Below are 19,664 nucleotides of genomic sequence, written 5' to 3'. Positions count from 1 at the left end.
GATGCTCAGCAGCGGGCCGAGCGCAGGCGACGGGTCAGAGGCCGAGCTCGCCCTCGAACGCCCCCTCCTCGAGACGCTTCTTCATGAAGGTGAGGAAGCGCGCGGCGTCGCCGCCGTCGACCATGCGGTGGTCGTAGGAGAGGAACAGGTACATCATCGAGCGGATCGCGATGGTGTCGTCACCCTCGGCGTTCTGCACCACGGCCGGACGCTTCGTGATCGTGCCGGTGCCGAGGATGCCCACCTGCGGAGCGGGCACGATCGGGGTGTCCCAGAGCGCGCCGCCCGAGCCGGTGTTCGTGATGGTGAAGGTCGCCCCGGAGAGATCGTCGGGCACGAGCTTGTTGCTCTTGGCACGCACGCCGAGGTCACCGATCTGACGGGCGAGGCCCGCGAGGTTCAGGTCGCCCGCGTTCTTGATCACCGGCACCACGAGACCGCGCTCGGTGTCCGCGGCCATGCCGATGTTCTCGGAGCCGTGGTAGACGATCTTGTCGCCGTCGATGGTGGAGTTCAGCTGCGGGTAGGTCTTCAGACCCTCGATCGCGGCCATCATCAGGAAGGGCAGGAAGGTGAGCTTGGCGCCCTCGCGTGCCGCGAACTCGTCCTTCGCCTTCGCGCGCAGCTTCGCGATGCGGGTCACGTCGACCTCGACCGCGGTGGTCAGCTGCGCCATCTCGTGGAGGGACTCCATCATCCGCTGGCCGATGACCTTGCGGATGCGGGGCATCTTCTGCTCGGTGCCGCGCAGCGAGGAGACCTCCACCTTCGGCGCGGCAGGAGCGGACGCAGCCGGTGCCGCAGCGGCGGCGGGAGCGGCCTGGGCCTTCTGCGCGTCGATCGCCTGCTGCACGTCCTGCTTGCGGATCCGACCGCCCAGGCCCGAGCCCTTCACGGTGGACAGGTCCACACCGGCCTCGGCGGCCATCTTCCGCACCAGCGGGGTCACGTAGCCGGAGGACTCCGCCCCGGAGACCGAGTCCGCGGCCTGCGGCGCGGGAGCGGACGGGGCGGGAGCGGACTTCGGGGCCTCCTGCTTCGGAGCCTCGCTCTCGGGGGCCTCCTGCTTCGGGGCCTCGGCGGGCTTCTCCTCGGCCTTCGGGGCCGGAGCGGCGGGCTCGGCGGCCTCGGGCGCCGCGGCGTCGCCGGAGCCGACGATCGCCAGCACGGAGCCGACCTCGGCGTCCTCGTCCTCCTGGACGCGGATCTCGAGCACGGTGCCCGCGACGGGCGAGGGGATCTCGGTGTCGACCTTGTCGGTCGAGACCTCGAGCAGCGGCTCGTCGACCTCGACGGTCTCGCCGACGGCCTTGATCCAGCGGGTGACGGTGCCCTCGGTGACGGACTCTCCGAGCGCCGGCATCGTCACCTCCTGGCCCTCGGCGGAGTCGCCGGAGGTCTCGGCGGTCTGCTCGCTCTCCCCGGCGGGCTCCTCCTGCTCGGTGGACGGCGCGACGGTCTCGTCGGAGGCGAGGTCCTCGCCCTGCTCCTCCGCAGCAGGCGCCTCGGCGCCGGAGTCGTCGGAACCGGCGTCGGCGCTGCCGGAGCCGTCGCCGATGACGACGAGGTCGGCGCCGACCTCGGCGTCCTCGTCCTCCTCGACCAGGATCTTCTCGATGGTGCCCGCGACGGGCGAGGGGATCTCGGTGTCGACCTTGTCGGTCGAGACCTCGAGCAGCGGCTCGTCGACCTCGACGGTCTCGCCGACGGCCTTGAGCCAGCGGGTGACGGTGCCCTCGGTGACGGACTCGCCGAGTGCCGGCATCTTCACGGTTTCAGACATGGGGTTCTCCTCCTGGGAAAGCTCAGGCGTGGGCGTGCAGCGGCTTGCCGGCGAGGGCGAGGGCCGCCTCGCCCATGGCCTCGTGCTGCGAGGGGTGGCCGTGGATGAGGGAGGCGACGTCCTCGGGATAGGCCTCCCAGTTGACGATGAGCAGGGCCTCGCCCATCAGCTCCGAGGTGCGGGTGCCGATCATGTGGACGCCGATGATCGGGCCGTCCTTCTCGCGCACCAGCTTGATGAAGCCGGTCGTGCCGAGGATCTGGGACTTGCCGTTGCCGCCGAGGTTGTACTCGTAGGCCTCCACGGCGTCCTCGCCCAGCTGCTCCTTGGCCTGCTTCTCGGTCAGGCCCACGGAGCCCACCTCGGGCTCGCAGTAGGTGATGCGCTCGATGCCGGACTCGACGATCGGCGCCGGGTTCAGGCCCGCGATCCGCTCGGCGACGTAGATGCCCTGGGCGAAGCCGCGGTGGGCGAGCTGCAGGCCCGGGACGATGTCGCCGACGGCGTAGACGCCGGGGACGTTGGTCTCGAGGGTCTCCTTGTTCGCGAGCACGAAGCCGCGGTCCATCTCGATCCCCTGCTCCTCGTAGCCGAGGCCGGAGGTGTTCGGCCCGCGGCCCACGGCGACCAGGAGGTAGTCGCCCTCGAAGACCTTGCCGTCGGCGAGCGTGACCTTGACGCCGTCCTCGGTCTGCTCGGCCTTCTCGGTGAAGACGCCCAGGGAGAAGGCGATGCCGCGCTTCTTGTAGGCCCGCTCGAGGGCCTTCGAGATCGCCTCGTCCTCGTTGGCGACCAGGTGGGGCAGGCCCTCCACGATCGTCACGGACTCCGCGCCGAGCGACTTCCACACCGAGGCGAACTCGACGCCGATCACACCGCCGCCGAGGATGATCGGGTTCTTCGGCAGCTCGGGCAGCTGCAGCGCCGCCTCGGAGTCGAGGAAGCGGCCGCCCAGGTCGATGCCGGGGAGGGTCTTGGAGTAGGAGCCCGAGGCGAGGATGATGTTCGCGCCGGTCAGGGTGCGGGTGCCGGAGGCGGTCTCGACCGAGACGGTGTTCTTCCCGGTCAGCGTGCCGAAGCCCTCGACGTACTCAATCTTGCGGGACTTCACCAGGCCCTGGAGGCCCTTGTGCAGGCGCCCGATGATCTTGTCCTTGAAGCCGAGCACCTTGGTGGCGTCGATGCCGTTGAGGGTGAGGTCCACGCCGGCGGCGGCCGCCTCGGAGGGCGCGTCGGCGAGCTCCCCGACGTGGAGCAGGGCCTTCGTCGGGACGCAGCCGCGGTGCAGGCAGGTGCCGCCGAGCTTGTCCTTCTCCACGAGGGCGATCTTCTGGCCGAGCTGGGCTCCGCGCAGCGCGGCCGCATAGCCGCCGCTGCCACCTCCCAGGATCACGACGTCGAACTGGTCAGTGGTTGTGTCCGCCACCTGTGTGCTCCTCGGTGTCTTGGGATGTTCCGCGACCGGTGCGGACCTGGATGGCCGACCGCGCCGCCTGCGTGTCCCATGCTAGGGCACCAGGCGGCGCGGAGCGGCCCCGTTGCGCTGAAGGCTCAGTACGTCGATGCGGCGAGCATCACGCCTGCGCGGCCGCCGCGCGATCCTCGAGGACCTGCAGGACGGTGCGCACGCTCATCCCGGTCGCACCCTTGCCCATGTAGCCCAGCGGTCCGCTCGCGAAGGCGGGGCCGGCGATGTCGAGGTGAGCCCACTCGGTCGAGCCCACGAACTCCCGCAGGAAGATGCCGGCGGAGAGCGCCCCGCCGGGACGCTCTCCGATGTTGCGCAGGTCCGCGACCCGGCCGGTGAGATCGGCACGCAGCTCCTGCGGGAAGGGCAGCGGCCAGAACGGCTCGCCCGAGCGCTCGGCCGCCTCGAGCACGGCCGACCGGCCGGTCTCGGTGCCCATCACGCCGGCGGTCCGCTTGCCGAGCGCGACGACCGCCGCGCCGGTGAGCGTCGCGACGTCCATGACGAGGTCCGGCTCGGTCGCGACCGCGTCGACGAGCGCGTCGGCCATGACCATGCGTCCCTCCGCATCGGTGTTGAGCACCTCGACGGTGGTGCCGTCGCGCATCGTGACCACGTCTCCGGGGCGCTGCGCGCCGCCGCCGGGCATGTTCTCCGCGAGGGCGAGGAAGGTGGTGACCTTCAGCGGCAGGCCGAGGTGCGCGGCGCCGAGCGTCGCGCCGAGCACGGTCGCGGCGCCGGCCATGTCGGAGGTCATGTCGTCCATGCCGGGGGCGGGCTTCAGCGAGATGCCGCCGGTGTCGAAGGTGATGCCCTTGCCGACGAGGGAGACGGAGGCGGTCGCACCCTCGGGCGCGTACTCGAGGCGCACCAGGCGCGGCGGACGGGCGGAGCCCTGGCCGACGCCGACGATCCCGCCGTATCCGCCGGCGGCCAGCTCCTGCTCGTCCAGGACGGTCACCGTGATCGGCAGCTCCGCGGCGAGCTCCTCGGCGCGTCGGGCGAACTCCGCCGGGGGCAGGAGGTTCGGCGGGGTGTTCACGAGATCGCGCACGACGTCCACGGACTGCGCGAGCACCCGGGCGCGCTCGAGCGCGGGCTCGAGGGCGGGGACGCCGGCCTCGCCGGCGAGCAGGACGATCTCGCCCAGAGCCGGCTTCGGGGCGGAGGAGCCGCTGCCGGTCTTGTGGGCGGTGAAGGCGTAGGCGCCGAGCGCGGCGCCCTCGAGGGCGGCGGTGCGCTGGGCGTCCTCGGCCGACGGGAGGGCGAGCGCGGCGCGGGAGATCCCGGCGAGGGAGCGGGTCGCGGCGCCGAAGGCGAGGCGGAGATCCTCGGCGGAGACCTCGGCGAGATCCTCCTCACCCACGCCCACCAGCAGCAGGGACGTCGCGGCGGCGAGGCCGGCGGAGGGGATGCGGTGCAGGTCGCCGCGCGCGGCCGAGGGGGCGAGGCCGGCGACGGCCTCGGAGATCTCGGGGGAGCCCGGGACGGAGGCGGGGGCCTCGCCCGCGCCGGCGACCAGGGGGAGGACGAGGACGTCGGCGACGACGTCCGCGGGTGTGTCAGCGGTGAGTTCCAGAATCGGCATGGGCCTATCGTAGGTCCCGGCCCCGACACCGGTCGGCGGCCCGTGGAGCAGCGCCGGCAGGCCGAGGAGAGCAGGGGACGATGAGCGCGGTGAGCATCGTGGTCGGCGTGCTGGGCGGCCTGACGGCCGTGCTCGCGGTGTACTACGCGGTGCGCGATCTGAGCGCCGACCTCGTGCTGCTGGGCGCATGCCTGGTCACGGCGCTCGGCTGGCTCGTGCTCGGCATCGCCCTCGGGGCGAAGGACCTCGCCTCCGCCGGGCCGGCGCCCGACCGGGTCGTGCTCTACGGCTATCTGCTCACCGCGCTGGTGATGGTCGTCGGCGGCGGCTGGGTCGGGGCGTTCGAGCGCACCCGCTGGGGGAGCGTCGTGATCGCGGTGGTCTGCGCCGTCACGCTCGTCCTCCTGATGCGCGTCCACCAGATCTGGCCGGGAGGCTTCGCATGACCGCACCACGCACCGACGACGTCCCCGCCTCTCGCGCCGCCCGCGAGCCGCGCCGCGGACGAGGCCTCGAGACCGTGCTGATCATCGTCTACGCGATCTTCGCGCTCTCCGCCACCGCGCGCAGCCTCGTGCAGGTGCTGACCAAGTTCGACCACGCCCCGGTGGCCTACTCCCTCTCGCTCGTCGCCGCGGCGACGTACATCGCCGTGACGGTCGCGCTCGTGCGCGGCGGTCGCCGCTCCGCGGTGGCGCGTGCGCTGGTCGTGCTCGAGCTGCTCGGCGTGCTCGTGGTCGGCACGCTGACCGTCGTGGACCCGGCGCTGTTCCCCGAGGCGACCGTGTGGAGCGTGTTCGGCCAGGGCTACGGCTACGTGCCCCTCGTCCTGCCGGTCCTGGCCCTGGTCTACATGCTGCTCGGCGGCCGGAAGGGACCGTCGGCCTGAGGGCTCGGGCTCCGACCGCGTACCGTACTGCCCGTGACCACCGACACCGCCGCCCGCCGGGGCGCCTACGACGCCCTGTTCCGTCACGTGCTGGCCCGTCTCGATCCCGAACGCGCGCACGTGCTCACGCTGCGGGCGCTGTCGCTCGCGCACGCCGTGCCGGGAGCCGCGCAGCTGTTCCGCCTCGTCACCGCCACCCCGGATCCGACCCGGGACCACGGCACCGGCCGCCTCGTGCTCGGCGCCCGCCACAGCTCGCCGCTCGGCCTCGCCGCCGGGCTCGACAAGGACGGCGAGCTGCCGCTGGCGCTGCTGGATCTCGGCTTCGGCCACGTCGAGGTCGGCACCGTCACCGCGAAGGCGCAGCCCGGCAACCCCCGGCCGCGCTCGTTCCGCCTGCTCGAGGACCGCTCGCTCATCAACCGCATGGGCTTCAACAACCACGGCGCGCAGGCCCTCGCCCACCGGCTCGCGACGGCGCGCCGCACCGAGCGCGGCCAGCGCGCGGTGATCGGGGTGAACATCGGCAAGTCCAAGACCACGGCCCTCGAGGACGCCGCCGAGGACTACCGCTTCTCCGCCGGCCTCCTGGCCCGCTACGCCTCCTATCTCGCGATCAACGTCTCCAGCCCGAACACCCCGGGGCTGCGCGACCTCCAGGGCGTCGAGATGCTCCGCCCGATCCTCGAGGCCGTGGTCGACGAGGCGCGGAAGGCCGCGACGCGGCTGCGCCGCGAGGTGCCGGTGCTCGTGAAGATCGCCCCCGACCTCCATGACGAGGACGTGCGCGCCGTCGCGCAGCTCGCGAGCGAGGTCGGACTCGCCGGCGTCATCGCCGCGAACACCACGATCGCCCGGCCAGAGACGCTGCGCACCGACCGCGCCGTGATCGAGCGGATCGGAGCCGGCGGCCTCTCGGGCCCACCCCTGGCCGCGCGATCCCTGGAGATGCTGCGTCTGCTGCGCGCCGAGCTCGGGGAGGAGGCCGTGATCATCAGCTGCGGCGGCGTGACCACCGCCGAGGACGTCCGCGAGCGGCTCGATGCGGGCGCCGATCTCGTCCAGGGCTACACCGCCTTCATCTACGAGGGCCCCTCCTGGCCCGGCCGGATCGCGCGGGCGCTGCGCCGCTGAGTCCCGCCGCGCGGACGCAGCCGAGGGCACCGTGCACCGGAGGTCGGGCACCGGGCCTACCCTGGAGGGATGGACGAGGACCTCTTCTCGCTGGGCGGTGATGCGCCCGCGCCGCGCACGCTGTCGGACCGCAACATCGACCACCGCGCCCCGCTCGCGGTGCGGATGCGGCCGCGCACCCTCGAGGAGATCGTCGGCCAGCACGCCGCGCTCGAGCCCGGCAGCCCGCTGCGCCGGCTGGTCTCGACCGACGACTCCCGCACAGCGCCCAGCTCGGTGATCCTCTGGGGGCCGCCCGGGACCGGCAAGACCACCCTCGCCTATGTCGTCGCGAAGTCCGGGGACCGCGAGTTCGTCGAGGTCTCCGCGGTGCTCGCCGGGGTCAAGGACATCCGTGACGTGGTCGACCAGGCCCGCTCCCGGCTGCGGACCGTCGGCCGAGAGACCGTCCTCTTCGTCGACGAGGTGCACCGCTTCTCGAAGTCCCAGCAGGACGCGCTGCTGCCCAGCGTCGAGAACCGGTGGGTCACCCTCGTCGCCGCGACCACCGAGAACCCCCACTTCTCCGTGATCTCCCCGCTGCTGTCGCGCTCCATCGTGCTCACCCTCGAGCCGCTGGCCCGCGAGGACCTCGACACCCTCGTGGACCGCGCCCTCGCCGACGAGCGCGGCCTCGACGGCGCCGTGACCCTCTCCGACGACGCTCGCGAGGCCCTGCTCCGCCTCGGCGGGGGAGACGCCCGCAAGATCCTCACCTCGCTCGAGGCGGCCGCTGCGGCGGCGCTGATGAAGAAGTCCGAGGAGATCGACGCCGCCACCCTCTCCCAGGCCGTCAACCGCGCCGCTGTGCGCTACGACCGCGCCGGGGACCAGCACTACGACGTCACCAGCGCCTTCATCAAGTCGATGCGGGGCAGCGACGTCGACGCCTCCCTGCACTACCTCGCCCGCATGATCGAGGCGGGGGAGGACCCGCGCTTCATCGCCAGGCGCGTCGTGATCGCCGCGAGCGAGGAGGTGGGGATGGCCGACCCCGCAGCGCTGCAGGTCGCGGTCTCCGCCATGCAGGCCGTGCAGATGCTCGGCATGCCCGAGGGGCGGATCCCGCTCGCCCAGGCGGTCGTGCACATCGCCACCGCCCCGAAGTCGAACGCCGCCTACAAGGCGCTGGACGCCGCGATCGCCGACGTGCGGGCCGGACGCGGCCAGGGCGTGCCCGCCCACCTCCGCGACGCCCACTATTCCGGGGCGAAGAGCCTCGGCCACGGCGTCGAGTACCGGTATGCGCACGACGCCCCGCACGCCGTCGTCGCCCAGCAGTACGCGCCCGACGACCTCGTCGGCACCCGCTACTACCATCCGAAGGGCCACGGCCACGAGGAGGTCACCGCCCGCCGCGTCGAGGCGCTGCGGCGCATCCTCGACTCCGCCCCGCCGCCGCCCGGCACGAGCGGGTGAGGCACTCCACAGCGACGGAGGTGTGACCAGGCCCGTCGGACGTGGACCGGCCGCGGAGCCTGCGGTAGGCTCGGACGCTGAATCCGCGGCTGCAAGACTGGATTCACCACACGCGAACAAGAGGTATACCTCGTGACCAACGTCACCCGCGCGCGCCGCCAGGCGCGCCTGTCCCGAGCTCTCGGGCTCCCGCTGACCCCGAAGTCCGTCAAGTACTTCGAGAAGCGCCCGTACCCCCCGGGCGAGCACGGTCGTGCCCGCCGCCGCACCGAGTCCGACTACGCGGTCCGCCTCAAGGAGAAGCAGCGTCTGCGCGCGCAGTACGCCCTCCGCGAGAAGCAGATGCACCGCGCCTACCTGGACGCCCGCAAGGAGTCCGGCCTGACCGGCGAGAGCATGGTCGAGCTGCTGGAGATGCGCCTGGACGCGCTCGTCCTGCGCGCCGGCTTCGCCCGCACCATCCTGCAGGCCCGCCAGGCCGTCGTGCACCGCCACATCCTGGTCGACGGCCAGCTGGTGGACCGCCCCTCCTTCCGCGTCAAGCCCGGCCAGACCATCCAGGTCAAGCCCAAGTCGCAGGCCATGGAGACGTTCCAGATCGCCGCCGAGGGCGGGAACTCCGACGTGCTCGCGTCGGTCCCCTCCTACCTCTCCGTCGAGCTGCCCGAGCTGAAGGCCCAGCTCGTCTCGCGCCCCAAGCGCGCCGAGGTCCCCGTCACGGTCGACGTCCAGATGGTCGTCGAGTACTACGCGCGCTGACCTCCCCTCTCCGCGGCGCGACAGGCCCCGGCGGGTGTACTCCGGTACCCTGACCGGGGCCTTCGTGTCCGCAGGGACGGCCCTGACGCGGCCGCCCGTCCCCCGCACCCTCGCCGCGCCGCCGACGCGGCCCCAGGAAGGACTCCTCGACCCCATGCGCACCTCCGAGATCCACCGGCGCTTCCTCGCCCACTTCGAGAAGAAGGCGCACGAGGTCGTGCCCAGCGCCTCGCTGGTCTCCCGCGACCCGTCGATCCTCTTCACGATCGCCGGCATGGTCCCGTTCATCCCGTACATCGTGGGCTCCGAGAAGGCCCCCTACGATCGCGCGGTGAGCGTGCAGAAGTGCATCCGCACCAACGACATCGAGAACGTCGGCCGCACCACCCGGCACGGCACCTTCTTCCAGATGGCCGGGAACTTCTCCTTCGGCGACTACTTCAAGAAGGGCGCGATCGACTTCTCCTGGGAGCTGCTGACCGGCTCGCAGGACGAGGGCGGATTCGGGCTCGATCCCGCGCGGCTGTGGATCACGGTGTGGGAGGAGGACGAGGAGTCCTACGAGCATCTCCGCAGCGTCATCGGCCTGCCCGACGAGCGCATCGTGCGCCTGCCCTGGGCGGAGAGCGCCTGGGACACCGGCCAGCCCGGCCCGGCGGGGTCGACGGGGGAGTGGCACTACGACCGCGGCCCCGAGTTCGGCCCCGAGGCGACGGGCGGCCGGCACGACGAGTGGCCGGGCGATCCGCGGGCCGAGGACCGCTACATCGAGATCTGGAACCTCGTGTTCGACCAGTTCCTGCGCGGGCCCGGCAAGGGCAAGGACTACGAGCTGCTCGGCGAGCTCGACCAGAAGGCGATCGACACCGGTCTCGGCGTGGAGCGCCTCGCCTACCTGCTGCAGGGCAAGAACAACATGTACGAGATCGACCAGATCTTCCCCGTCATCGAGAAGGCCCAGGAGCTCTCCGGCCGCCGCTACGGCGCCGACGGCGAGGACGACGTCCATCTGCGGATCATCGGCGACCACGTGCGCAGCGCCCTGATGCTCGTCGGCGACGGAGTGCGCCCCGGCAACGAGGGCCGCGGCTACGTGCTGCGCCGCCTGATCCGCCGCGCCGTGCGCTCGATGCGCCTGCTGGGCCACAGCGATCCCTCGATGCCCCACCTGCTGCCCCTCTCCAAGGACCTCATGGCCGAGTCCTACCCGGAGCTCGAGGCGGACTTCCCCCGCATCGCCGAGATCGTCTACGCCGAGGAGGAGGCGTTCCGCCGCACTCTCGAGACGGGCACCGCGATCTTCGACCAGGTCGCGCGCTCCGCCGCGGCCGACGGCGGCAAGGTGCTGCCCGGCGACGAGGCCTTCAAGCTCCACGACACATACGGCTTCCCCATCGACCTCACCATGGAGATGGCCTCCGAGGTCGGGCTCCAGGTCGACGAGGACGCCTTCCGCTCCGCGATGCAGGAGCAGCGCGAGCGCGCCCGCGCGGATGCGGCCGCGAAGAAGACCGGCCACACCGACACCGCCCTGTACAACCGCCTCCTCACCGAGCGGGGCGGCGAGGTGCCCTTCCTCGGCTACACGGAGGACACGGTCTCCACGACCGTCGAGTCCGTCCTCGTGGAGGGAGCGCTGGTCGACGCGGTGCACGCGCCCGCGCAGGTCGAGGTCGTGCTCGCCTCCACCCCCTTCTACGCGGAGGCCGGCGGTCAGCTCGCCGACCAGGGCTCGATCGCGCTGACCGGCGGCGGCCTCGTCGAGGTCGACGACGTGCAGAAGCCCGTGCGCGGCCTGATCGTGCACCGCGGCCGTCTGGTCGAGGGCGAGATCGCCCCCGGCGCCGGCGCGATCGCGACCATCGACCCGGTGCGGCGCGGCGCGATCGCCCGCGCCCACACCGCGACCCACATGGTCCACCAGTCCCTGCGCGAGGAGCTCGGGGACGGCGCCACCCAGGCCGGCTCCGAGAACTCCCCGGGCCGGATGCGCTTCGACTTCCGCTACGGACAGGCCGTGCCGAAGTCCGTCCTCGAGCAGGTCGAGGGACGGGTCAACACGCTGCTGCAGGACGAGCTGACCGTCACCGACCAGCAGATGCCGATCGACGAGGCGAAGGCCCTCGGGGCGCAGGCCCTGTTCGGCGAGAAGTACGGAGACATCGTCCGTGTCGTCTCGATCGGTGGGGACTGGTCCCGGGAGCTGTGCGGCGGCACCCACGTCGGCAGCACCGGCGCGATCGGCTCCGTCCAGCTCATGGGCGAGGCCTCGATCGGCTCCGGCGTGCGCCGCGTCGACGCGCTCGTGGGGCTGTCCGCCTACCGCCACCAGGCCAAGGCCCACGCCCTCGTCTCCCAGCTCTCCGAGCTGTTGAAGGTCGGCTCCGCCGAGGAGCTGCCCGAGCGGGTCCGGTCCCTCACCCAGCGGATGAAGGACATGGAGAAGCAGCTCGCGACCCTGCGCGGGCAGCAGCTCCAGGCCGAGGCGGGCCGGCTCGTCGAGACCGCGCAGGACCTCCACGGCGTGCGGGTCCTGCTGCACGACGCCGGCGAGGGCGTCGCCGCCGGCGACCTGCGCACCCTCGCCACCGACCTGCGGGCGCGCCTCGGCGAGGACGCCCCGGTCGTGGTCGCCGTCGCGGGCCACGAGAGCGGCCGGGCCGCCCTCGTGATCGCCACCAGCGCGGGGGCGCGCGACCTCGGCCTCGCGGCCGGCGCTCTCCTGCGCGCGGGTGCGGAGGCGATGGGCGGCCGCGGGGGCGGCAAGCCCGATCTCGCCCAGGGCGGCGGCGGCGAGCCCGCGCGCATCGGCGAGGCGCTCGGCGCGGTGCGCGGCGCGATCGAGGAGGCGCGGACCGCATGAGCGGTCCCGTCGACGAGCAGCCCGGCCTGCCGCGCGGGGTGAGGCTCGGCGTCGACGTCGGCGACGTCCGCGTGGGCCTCGCCCGCAGCGATCTCGACGGCCTCATCGCCACCCCCGTCGAGACCCTCGGGCGCGACACGGCGGCGCGCCGTGTCCTCGAGGAGGCGCTCGAGCTCGAGGCCCATGTCATCATGGTCGGGCTCCCGCGGTCCCTGAGCGGGGCCGAGGGGGCGGCCGCGGAGAAGGCACGCGCGTTCGCCGCGGAGCTCGCGACGCTGCTGGAGACGCCGTCGCCGCAGACCGAGGTCCGCCTGATCGACGAGCGGCTCACCACCGTCTCCGCACACAGGGCGCTGCACAGCTCGGGCCGCAAGGGACGCCGCCACCGCCAGGTCGTGGACCAGGTCGCCGCGGTGATGATCCTGCAGCAGGCCCTGGACCTCGAGAGGTCCAGCGGGCGGCGCGGCGGGGAGCTCGTCGAGGCCCCGCACCACCCGGCGGAGCAGGACCGGACGGAGGAGGAGCGATGAACGACGAGGACCTCTCCTTCGACGAGCTCGCCGAGTCCCAGGACAGCGCCGAGCACGGGCACGAGGGCCGCGGCCGACGTCGCGGCGGGCACCGCGGCGAGCCGCGCCGTCGCCGAGGCGGGTTCTTCCGCGCCGTCCTGCCCGTGCTGCTCGTGATCGCCGTGCTCGCGGGCCTCGGCGTCGGCGGCTACCAGGGCTACCGCTGGGTCACCTCGAACATCAGCGTCGAGCAGGAGGCCGCGGAGTTCGAGGGCCCGGGAAGCGGCGAGGCGCTCGTCGAGGTGGGGGAGGGCGATACCGGCTCCGACATCGCCGAGACCCTCGTGGACGAGGGCGTGATCAAGACCTCCGCCCCGTTCGTCACGCTCTTCTCCTCCACGAAGGAGGCCGCGAAGATCGAGCCCGGGGTGTACCGGCTGAAGCAGGAGATGACCTCCGCCGACGCGCTGACCATGCTCATGGACCCCGAGAACCTCGCCGGCCATCGCGTGATCGTCCCCGAGGGCCTGCGCCTGACCCAGATCTGGGACCTGCTGGCCGAGGAGACCGGCATCCCGGTCGAGGACTTCGAGGCCGCCGCGAAGGACTACACCTCCTACGGGATCCCCGAGAACGAGGCGAAGAGCCTCGAGGGCTACCTCTGGCCGGGTCGCTACGACATCCTCGAGGACCAGAGCGCCGAGGACGTCATCGCGATGATGTGGGGGCGGATGGAGGAGCAGCTCACCGCGCGGGAGATCCCCGAGGACGAGTGGCACACCACCCTCACCTACGCCTCCCTCGCGGAGATGGAGGTGCGCAACGCCGAGGACTACGGGAAGGTGGTCCGCACGATCCACAACCGCCTCGAGGGCACGGGCGAGGCGAAGGGCTCCCCGATGAAGCTCCAGTTCGACTCGACCGTGCACTACGTGACCGGCAAGTCCGCGAGCGTCGGGACGACGGACGAGGAGCGCGCGACCAAGAGCCCGTACAACACCTACCTCCACGAGGGGCTCCCGCCCGGCCCGATCTCGGCACCCGGGTCCGCCGCGCTGGATGCGGCGGCCGCTCCGCCGGAGGGGGACTGGCTGTACTTCGTCTCGGTCAACACCGACACCGGGGAGACAGAGTTCGCGGCCACCTGGGCCGAGCACGAGGAGAACGTCGCGGAGTGGCAGGCATGGGCCGCCGACAAGGAGTGACCGCCGGGCAGGAGGGGCTGCGACGCTTCGCGGTGATCGGCTCGCCCGTCGAGCACTCCCTCTCCCCGGTCCTGCACAGCGCCGCCTATCGCGCGCTCGGCATCGCCGACGCCCGGTACGAGCGCCACGAGGTCATGGCCGGGCGGCTCGAGGACTTCCTCGCCCGGGGGATCGGTCGGCAGCTGCAGGGGCTGAGCGTCACCATGCCGGGCAAGCCCGAGGCCTTCGCCCTCGCCGACGAGCATGACGCCGTCTCCCGGCAGCTCGGCGTGGCCAACACGCTCCTGCGCCGCGAGGGCGGCGGCTGGCGCGCGGAGAACCACGACGTGCACGGCATCGCCGCGAGCCTGAGGGACCACGGCGCGGACTCGATCACGGCGGGAGCCGTCCTCGGCTCGGGCGCGACGGCGCTCAGCGCCCTGGCGGCCCTGCTCTCCCTCGGGGCGCGCACCGTGCTGCTGAGCGCCCGCAGCCCCGAGAAGCTCGCCCCGCTGAGCGAGCTCGCCGCCGGGGCCGGGGCCGAGACGCTCGTCATCCCCTGGGACCGCCACCACGAGACCCTCGAGGCCGACGCGGTCGTGAGCGCGCTGGCCGTCGCGGGCGCGCGGGACGTCGCCGCGCGGTGGATGGCCAGAGGGGAGGAGCACCTGCCGCGACCGGGAGTGCTCCTGGACGTCCTGTACGACCCGTGGCCCGCCCCCGTCGCGGATATCGTCCAGCGAGCCGGCGGAGAGGTCGCCGACGGACTGGAGATGCTCGCCCACCAGGCGGACATGCAGGTGCGCTCGATGCTGCGCGTCCCGTCCGCTCCCGTCGCGGTCATGCTCGAGGCCGCCCGGACCGAGCTCTCCCGCCGCGTCGCCGCTCGCTGAGCGGTCCGCGTCCGGGCCGGATGTCCCTTGTCCCCTCAGGTAAAGCCCGGGTAAAGTGCTCGGTGTCGCAGGGGACCGCCCGGACCCCGGCACGAGCAGGAGGGGACGGTCGGCATGGAGCTGCAGCACGACGGAGCGAGCGACGGGACGACGGCGTCGGACATCGCGATCCCGCCCACGGAGCCCGCCGCGCTGATCGGCCCGGATCTCACGACCGCCTCGCTGCGTCGCTGCACCGCGCTGGCCACCCGCGCCCGCGCCGATCTGCTGGTCCACGGTCGTCACGGGGCCTCCGCCGAGCTCGCCGGACTGCTCGAGGAGATGGCCCGCTGGGAGCCCGCCGCACTCGTCGACCCCGATCCGACCATGACCGTGCTCGCCGCCGCCGCCCTCCAGGACCTCGCCGCCCGACTGCCCGACGCGGCCCCCACCGACCTCCCCGCACGGATCGACGCGGTCGTTGCCCTGCTGCGCGGCGTGATGGACCGCGGCAGCGTCCGCGCCTCGGCGTGATTGTCTTCACGTCCATGCTGGCAGAGGCGGTTTCGGGTGCGTCCTGACCCCGAGCGCGTGCTACTGTCTTCCCTGTCAGCATGACGATCACCTGTCCGGGTGGCGGAATTGGTAGACGCGCTAGCTTGAGGTGCTAGTGCCCGCTTTAGGGCGTGGGGGTTCAAGTCCCCCCTCGGACACCGCAGGAGAAGGCCTCGGTTCGTTCCACGAGTCGGGGCCTTCTCGCATGCCCGCCGCCGCACGTCCGGGCCGCGGCGCGCCCCGTTCCTCCCGTGTGCCTGCGAGGATGGCCTGAGGGCGACGAGTCGGACCCGCAGCAGAAGCGTCGGACGCACCGCCCCGACCCCTCCACGGCGGGCCGCTGCCCGCCTCCCTTCCACCCCAGGAGATCCCCCATGGAGATCGACGGCTGGTCCCAGACACTCGGAGCCGCGCCCCTCCTCGCGATCGCGGCCGGCGCCATCGCCCTCATCCTCGTGCTCGTCATCCGCTTCAAGCTGCACGCCTTCCTCACCCTCGTGCTGGTCAGCCTCCTGACGGCCTTCGCCACCGGCATCCCCTCCGGCGACATCGTCGACGTCCTGCTGGACGGCTTCGGCGGCACCCTCGCCAGCGTCGCCCTGCTCGTGGGCCTCGGCGCGATGCTCGGCAAGCTCATCGAGAACTCCGGCGGCGCGACCGTGCTCGCCGAGACGATGATCCGGGTCTTCGGCGAGAAGCGCGCCCCCCTGGCCCTCGGCATCGCCTCCCTGCTCATGGGCTTCCCCATGTTCTTCGACGCGGGGCTCGTGGTGATGCTGCCGATCGTCTTCGCGGTCGCCGCCAGGCTGGGCGGGCCCGTTCTGCTGTACGCGATGCCCTCCGCCGTCGCCTTCTCCGCGATGCACGTCTTCGTGCCCCCGCATCCCGGCCCCGTCACCGCGACCGAGCTCTACGGCGCGAACCTCGGCATGGTGCTGCTCATCGGCCTGGTGTGCGCCGTGCCGACCTTCTATCTCACCGGCGTGCTGTGGGGCCGGGTCACGGCGAGGAAGTTCCCCTTCACCCTCGCCCAGGTCGGCGGGGTCTTCGGCGGCGGCAGCGACGAGCCCGTCGCGAACCCGCCGAAGGTCGGCACGGTCATCGCGGTGCTGCTGCTGCCGATGGTGCTGATCTTCCTGAACACCGGACTGGACTTCCTGCGCGCCGCCGGCTCCGTCGACGAGACCGCGACCTGGTACGGGGTGCTGTCCACCCTCGGCACCTCCGCCGTCGCGCTGCTGATCTCCGTGCTCGTGGCCCTCGTGGTGCTTGGCTTCCGGCGCGGCGAGCACGGCACCGCCCTGGAGAAGATCGTGGACTCCTCCCTCGGCCCGATCTGCTCGGTCGTGCTGATCACCGGCGCGGGCGGCATGTTCGGCGGGGTGCTGCGCACCTCCGGGATCGGCGACGCGCTCTCCGACGTCCTCGGCGACCTCGGCCTGCCGCTCATCCTGGCCGCCTACGTCATCGCCGTGGTGATGCGCCTGGCCCAGGGCTCCGCCACGGTCGCGCTGGTCACCGCCGCAGGCCTCATGGCCCCGGCCGTCGCCGCCGCCGGCTACAGTCCGGGACAGATCGCCGCGATCACGGTCGCGACCGCCGCGGGCTCGGTGTTCGCCTCGCACGTGAACGACTCCGGCTTCTGGCTGGTGGGCCGGCTGCTGAACATGGACGTCGCCACCACCCTGCGCACCTGGACCGTGCAGCAGACCCTCGAGTCCGTGATCGGCTTCCTCATCGCCGGCGCGCTGTTCCTGGTGTTCTGAGGCTGCTCTCGCGCAGGCCGGCGCGAGCGGCCCCGGCCCGCGTGGAAGAATCCTCCGCATGGTCCACGTCTTCCTCCACGAGCCCGCGATCGCGGGCAACACCGGCAACGCCATCCGGCTGGCCGCCGTGACCGGTGCCCGCCTGCACCTCATCGAGCCCCTCGGCTTCGACCTCGAGGACGCGAAGCTTCGGCGAGCGGGGCTGGACTACCACGACCTCGCCGAGGTGAGCATCCATCCCGATCTCGAGCATGCACTGGCCGCCGTGCCCGGAGCGCGGGTCTTCGCGTTCACGGCCCGCACCGAGACCACCCTCGGCGAGGTCGACTACCGCCGCGAGGACGTCCTGCTGTTCGGCACCGAGCCGACCGGCCTGCCCGAGGAGGTCATGGAGCATCCGCGCATCACCTCCCGGGTCCGGATCCCGATGCTCCCGGCGCGCCGCTCCCTGAACCTCGCCAACGCGGTCTCGATCGCCGTCTACGAGGCGTGGCGCCAGCTCGGCTACGACGGGGCCGGGGCATGACCCGCCGCGTCCCGCAGCGCATCGAACGGCGCAACGCCCGGTTCCAGCAGTGGCAGGCCCTGCTGACCAACCGCACCAAGCGCACCCGCAGCGGCGAGATGATCGTCCAGGGCGTCCGCCCGATCACCCAGGCGATCGCCCACGGCCACGAGATCCGTGCCCTGCTCGCCGACGGTCGCGATGACCCCTCGCGCTGGGCGCGGGAGCTGCTCGAATCACCGCCGGCGCCGGTGGTCCATCTCGCGCCCGAGCTGATGGCCGAGCTGGGGGAGAGGGAGGACGGCGTCCCGGAGCTGCTCGTCGTCGCGGCCGTTCCCGCCGACGATCCCTCCCGGCTCGCCCCGGCGCCGGCGTCGGTCGTGGTCGTCTTCGACCGGCCGACGAGCCCCGGGAACATCGGCTCCCTGGCCCGCTCGGTCGATGCCCTCGGCGGGGCGGGGCTCGTCGTGACCGGGCACGCCGCGGATCCCTGGGACCCTGCCGCGATCCGGGCGAGCACCGGCTCCGTCTTCGCGGTCCCCGTGCTGCGCCTGCCCTCCCACCGGGAGGTGCTGGAATGGCTCTGCGGCCGCCGCGCCGCAGGGGAGCCGTGGACAGTGATCGGTCTGGACGAGGCGGGCGGGCACGAGCTCGCCGACGTCGATCTGACCGGACCGACCCTGCTCGTCGTCGGCAACGAGACCGTCGGGATGAGCGCGGGCTGGCGGGAGGCCTGCGACGTCGTCGCCGAGATCCCCATGGGAGGCAGCGCCTCCTCGCTGAACGCGTCGGTGGCCGGCTCCCTCGCCCTCTACGAGGTCTCCCGGCAGCGTCGCCGCGGCCGCTGAGGGGGCGGGGCCGGCGCGAGCCTCGAACGGAGCGGCACCGGCATGAGCCGCCGGCAGGTCAGGCGGTGCCGAGGGCGGAGGCGACCAGCGGCGCCCCGAGCAGCCCCAGGAACGGGGCCGCGAGCAGCACGGGGCCGACGGCGAAGCGCACCCCGGCGCGCCGGGAGACGAGCATGACCGCCGCACCGAGCAGGCCGGCCAGCAGCGCCGCGCCCAGCAGGCCCGCGATGAGCACCTCCCCGCCGAGCGACGCCGACATCAGCACGACGACGGGCACCGTCTTCGCATCGCCCATCCCCAGCAGCGAGGGCGCGGCGAGCCCGACCGCGAGGGCCCCTGCACCGAGCACGAGGGCGAGCGCCGCCGCGGTCCACAGCGCCGGGCGCAGGGTGGGGGCCAGGAGCGCGAGGACCGCGAGCGCCAGCACCACTGCGCCGCTCAGCCCCGCCACCCAGCGGTTCGGGAGGCGATGGGAGCGGCCGTCGTGCCAGGCGAGCACCGCCGCGGGCGGCAGGTACACCACCAGCAGCACGAGGAGCAGGAGCGGGGACGTCGCGGGCACCTGCCCATCCCATCAGACGCGGGAGGCCGATGCGTCGTGGAGGGCCCGGATGTGGACGGCCCGGCGGTCTACAGCGTCGACTGCACCCGGATGATCCGTCGCCGCATCCACACCTTCTTGCCGCCGCCCATGTACAGGCGGGTGCGGGCATGCTCCCAGCGCCCGTACTCGGCCTGCTCGGCGAGCTCCGCGCGGACCTGCCCGATCGAGCTGCCCCGCGGGACGGTGATGATCTGGTACTCGTAGTCATCCAGCCGCCGTCCCCGTTCGACGGGGAGATCGCGTCGGCCACGGGGGTCGCTCACGTGCTGGACCTCGGCGGTGAGCGGTGTGCGGGGTCGGATCAACAGTTCCTCCTGAGCGCGATGACCAGCGACGGGGCGACCGCGGTGTGCGATCGGACACTCGCGCGGCGATGCCGGGGGCCGCGCCGTGCGAGCGCGGGACGATCACGTCCTCGGCGGGCCGGTTCCCCCTGTCCATTGTGCCCTCGGACGGGGTACCGTCCAACCATGAACACGGATCCTCGCTCCGCTCTCGCTGCGCTGATCGCCGCCCTCGAGCGTCACTACGAGGCGGCCGCCGCCTCCCGCGGTGACGACGACCCGGCCCTGGACGCCGCCACCGAGCAGCTCGCCACGGCCTTCGACACCTACGACGACGCCCTCTTCGACGCGTACGACATCGCCACCCCGCTGATCGTCTTCGACGCGGACGACGAGGACGACGACGAGGACGACGACTTCGACGATCTCGACGACTTCGACGACGACGAGGACGACGACTACGGGGACGAGGACGACGACTACGAGGACGACGAGGACGACCAGGGCCGCTGAGCCCCGGTCCCGTCCGCAGGACCTCCACGCACCCTTCACGCTGACAGCGCCGCGCGGCGCCGGGCACCCGCCCAGCGCCGCG

At 72.8% G+C, this 19,664-nt stretch carries 19 protein-coding genes and 1 tRNA gene; 15 read left to right on the top strand and 5 right to left on the bottom strand.

Translation table 11 applies throughout. The annotated features are described in order from the left end of the window. Positions 1-34: 34 nt before the first annotated feature. The 3 genes from sucB to D1648_RS09020 form a co-directional block, all read right to left on the bottom strand. Positions 35-1,783 (bottom strand): 2-oxoglutarate dehydrogenase, E2 component, dihydrolipoamide succinyltransferase, encoded by a 1,749-nt coding sequence (gene sucB, locus D1648_RS09030; RefSeq protein ID WP_122940893.1) that lies wholly within the window; start codon positions 1,781-1,783, stop codon positions 35-37. A gap of 22 nt (positions 1,784-1,805) precedes the next feature. Then, complete coding sequence (gene lpdA / locus D1648_RS09025; protein ID WP_122940891.1) at positions 1,806-3,209, bottom strand: dihydrolipoyl dehydrogenase; 1,404 nt, start codon at positions 3,207-3,209, stop codon at positions 1,806-1,808. Between the two features lie 148 nt (positions 3,210-3,357). Beyond that, positions 3,358-4,839 (bottom strand): leucyl aminopeptidase, encoded by a 1,482-nt coding sequence (locus D1648_RS09020; RefSeq protein WP_122940889.1) that lies wholly within the window; start codon positions 4,837-4,839, stop codon positions 3,358-3,360. A gap of 80 nt (positions 4,840-4,919) precedes the next feature. Between D1648_RS09020 and D1648_RS09015 the strand changes: the two genes are divergently transcribed. The 14 genes from D1648_RS09015 to D1648_RS08950 all read left to right on the top strand — a co-directional run bounded on the left by D1648_RS09015 (position 4,920) and on the right by D1648_RS08950 (position 18,181). Further along, the gene (locus tag D1648_RS09015; RefSeq protein WP_122940887.1) at positions 4,920-5,285 is read left to right on the top strand and encodes a hypothetical protein; all 366 of its coding nucleotides are present in this window, start codon (positions 4,920-4,922) and stop codon (positions 5,283-5,285) included. Next, complete coding sequence (locus D1648_RS09010; protein WP_122940885.1) at positions 5,282-5,728, top strand: hypothetical protein; 447 nt, start codon at positions 5,282-5,284, stop codon at positions 5,726-5,728. The genes D1648_RS09015 and D1648_RS09010 overlap by 4 nt, the downstream gene beginning before the upstream one ends. A 27-nt stretch (positions 5,729-5,755) precedes the next feature. Further along, positions 5,756-6,862, top strand: coding sequence for a quinone-dependent dihydroorotate dehydrogenase (locus D1648_RS09005; RefSeq protein ID WP_164518667.1), 1,107 nt, complete (start codon positions 5,756-5,758; stop codon positions 6,860-6,862). A gap of 69 nt (positions 6,863-6,931) precedes the next feature. Continuing rightward, the gene (locus D1648_RS09000) at positions 6,932-8,320 is read left to right on the top strand and encodes a replication-associated recombination protein A (protein ID WP_122940881.1); all 1,389 of its coding nucleotides are present in this window, start codon (positions 6,932-6,934) and stop codon (positions 8,318-8,320) included. A gap of 132 nt (positions 8,321-8,452) precedes the next feature. Continuing rightward, positions 8,453-9,079: a 30S ribosomal protein S4 gene (gene rpsD, locus D1648_RS08995; RefSeq protein ID WP_122940879.1), complete on the top strand. Its 627-nt coding sequence runs from the start codon at positions 8,453-8,455 to the stop codon at positions 9,077-9,079. 154 nt (positions 9,080-9,233) lie between these two features. Next, entirely contained in the window at positions 9,234-11,942 is a 2,709-nt protein-coding gene (gene alaS, locus D1648_RS08990) for an alanine--tRNA ligase (RefSeq protein WP_122940877.1), read from the top strand. Continuing rightward, complete coding sequence (gene ruvX, locus D1648_RS08985; protein WP_122940874.1) at positions 11,939-12,472, top strand: Holliday junction resolvase RuvX; 534 nt, start codon at positions 11,939-11,941, stop codon at positions 12,470-12,472. The genes alaS and ruvX overlap by 4 nt, the downstream gene beginning before the upstream one ends. Further along, positions 12,469-13,656, top strand: coding sequence for an endolytic transglycosylase MltG (gene mltG / locus D1648_RS08980; protein WP_122940872.1), 1,188 nt, complete (start codon positions 12,469-12,471; stop codon positions 13,654-13,656). The genes ruvX and mltG overlap by 4 nt, the downstream gene beginning before the upstream one ends. Continuing rightward, on the top strand, positions 13,635-14,528 hold the full coding sequence (locus tag D1648_RS08975; protein ID WP_122940870.1) for a shikimate dehydrogenase: 894 nt from the start codon (positions 13,635-13,637) through the stop codon (positions 14,526-14,528). The genes mltG and D1648_RS08975 overlap by 22 nt, the downstream gene beginning before the upstream one ends. A 114-nt stretch (positions 14,529-14,642) precedes the next feature. After that, positions 14,643-15,041 carry a hypothetical protein gene (locus D1648_RS08970; protein ID WP_122940868.1) on the top strand — a complete coding sequence of 133 codons (399 nt, stop codon included), beginning with the start codon at positions 14,643-14,645 and terminating at the stop codon, positions 15,039-15,041. Positions 15,042-15,134: 93 nt separating this feature from the next. Continuing rightward, positions 15,135-15,220, top strand: a tRNA-Leu gene (locus D1648_RS08965). Between the two features lie 222 nt (positions 15,221-15,442). After that, positions 15,443-16,828 carry a GntP family permease gene (locus D1648_RS08960; RefSeq protein ID WP_164518666.1) on the top strand — a complete coding sequence of 462 codons (1,386 nt, stop codon included), beginning with the start codon at positions 15,443-15,445 and terminating at the stop codon, positions 16,826-16,828. Between the two features lie 58 nt (positions 16,829-16,886). Further along, complete coding sequence (locus tag D1648_RS08955; protein WP_122940863.1) at positions 16,887-17,354, top strand: tRNA (cytidine(34)-2'-O)-methyltransferase; 468 nt, start codon at positions 16,887-16,889, stop codon at positions 17,352-17,354. After that, positions 17,351-18,181 carry an RNA methyltransferase gene (locus D1648_RS08950; protein WP_122940861.1) on the top strand — a complete coding sequence of 277 codons (831 nt, stop codon included), beginning with the start codon at positions 17,351-17,353 and terminating at the stop codon, positions 18,179-18,181. Before D1648_RS08955 ends, D1648_RS08950 begins: the two co-directional genes overlap by 4 nt. Positions 18,182-18,239: 58 nt before the next feature. Here D1648_RS08950 and D1648_RS08945 read toward each other — a convergent pair whose 3' ends face one another. Then, positions 18,240-18,743, bottom strand: coding sequence for a hypothetical protein (locus D1648_RS08945; RefSeq protein WP_122940858.1), 504 nt, complete (start codon positions 18,741-18,743; stop codon positions 18,240-18,242). Between the two features lie 68 nt (positions 18,744-18,811). Beyond that, a complete protein-coding gene (locus D1648_RS08940; protein ID WP_122940856.1) occupies positions 18,812-19,090 on the bottom strand; it encodes a DUF5703 family protein in 279 nt (92 codons plus the stop codon). Positions 19,091-19,255: 165 nt separating this feature from the next. Between D1648_RS08940 and D1648_RS08935 the strand changes: the two genes are divergently transcribed. Continuing rightward, positions 19,256-19,582 carry a DNA primase gene (locus D1648_RS08935; RefSeq protein WP_122940854.1) on the top strand — a complete coding sequence of 109 codons (327 nt, stop codon included), beginning with the start codon at positions 19,256-19,258 and terminating at the stop codon, positions 19,580-19,582. Positions 19,583-19,664: the final 82 nt, after the last annotated feature.

Origin of the sequence: Brachybacterium sp. EE-P12 (assembly GCF_003711805.1) — a bacterium.
Lineage (GTDB): Bacteria > Actinomycetota > Actinomycetes > Actinomycetales > Dermabacteraceae > Brachybacterium.
Note: the sequence above shows the minus strand (reverse complement) of the source record. Positions and strands in the feature narration are given on the sequence as shown.

Bases quoted from the DNA above. Each gene is read 5' to 3' on its own strand.
- alaS (WP_122940877.1), top strand. From the start codon at position 9,234: ATGCGCACCTCCGAGATCCACCGGCGCTTCCTCGCCCACTTCGAGAAG.
- D1648_RS08970 (WP_122940868.1), top strand. From the start codon at position 14,643: ATGGAGCTGCAGCACGACGGAGCGAGCGACGGGACGACGGCGTCGGAC.
- D1648_RS09020 (WP_122940889.1), bottom strand. From the start codon at position 4,839: ATGCCGATTCTGGAACTCACCGCTGACACACCCGCGGACGTCGTCGCC.
- ruvX (WP_122940874.1), top strand. From the start codon at position 11,939: ATGAGCGGTCCCGTCGACGAGCAGCCCGGCCTGCCGCGCGGGGTGAGG.
- D1648_RS08935 (WP_122940854.1), top strand. From the start codon at position 19,256: ATGAACACGGATCCTCGCTCCGCTCTCGCTGCGCTGATCGCCGCCCTC.
- D1648_RS08955 (WP_122940863.1), top strand. From the start codon at position 16,887: ATGGTCCACGTCTTCCTCCACGAGCCCGCGATCGCGGGCAACACCGGC.
- D1648_RS08975 (WP_122940870.1), top strand. From the start codon at position 13,635: ATGGGCCGCCGACAAGGAGTGACCGCCGGGCAGGAGGGGCTGCGACGC.
- D1648_RS09015 (WP_122940887.1), top strand. From the start codon at position 4,920: ATGAGCGCGGTGAGCATCGTGGTCGGCGTGCTGGGCGGCCTGACGGCC.
- D1648_RS09010 (WP_122940885.1), top strand. From the start codon at position 5,282: ATGACCGCACCACGCACCGACGACGTCCCCGCCTCTCGCGCCGCCCGC.
- D1648_RS09000 (WP_122940881.1), top strand. From the start codon at position 6,932: ATGGACGAGGACCTCTTCTCGCTGGGCGGTGATGCGCCCGCGCCGCGC.
- D1648_RS08950 (WP_122940861.1), top strand. From the start codon at position 17,351: ATGACCCGCCGCGTCCCGCAGCGCATCGAACGGCGCAACGCCCGGTTC.
- sucB (WP_122940893.1), bottom strand. From the start codon at position 1,783: ATGTCTGAAACCGTGAAGATGCCGGCACTCGGCGAGTCCGTCACCGAG.
- mltG (WP_122940872.1), top strand. From the start codon at position 12,469: ATGAACGACGAGGACCTCTCCTTCGACGAGCTCGCCGAGTCCCAGGAC.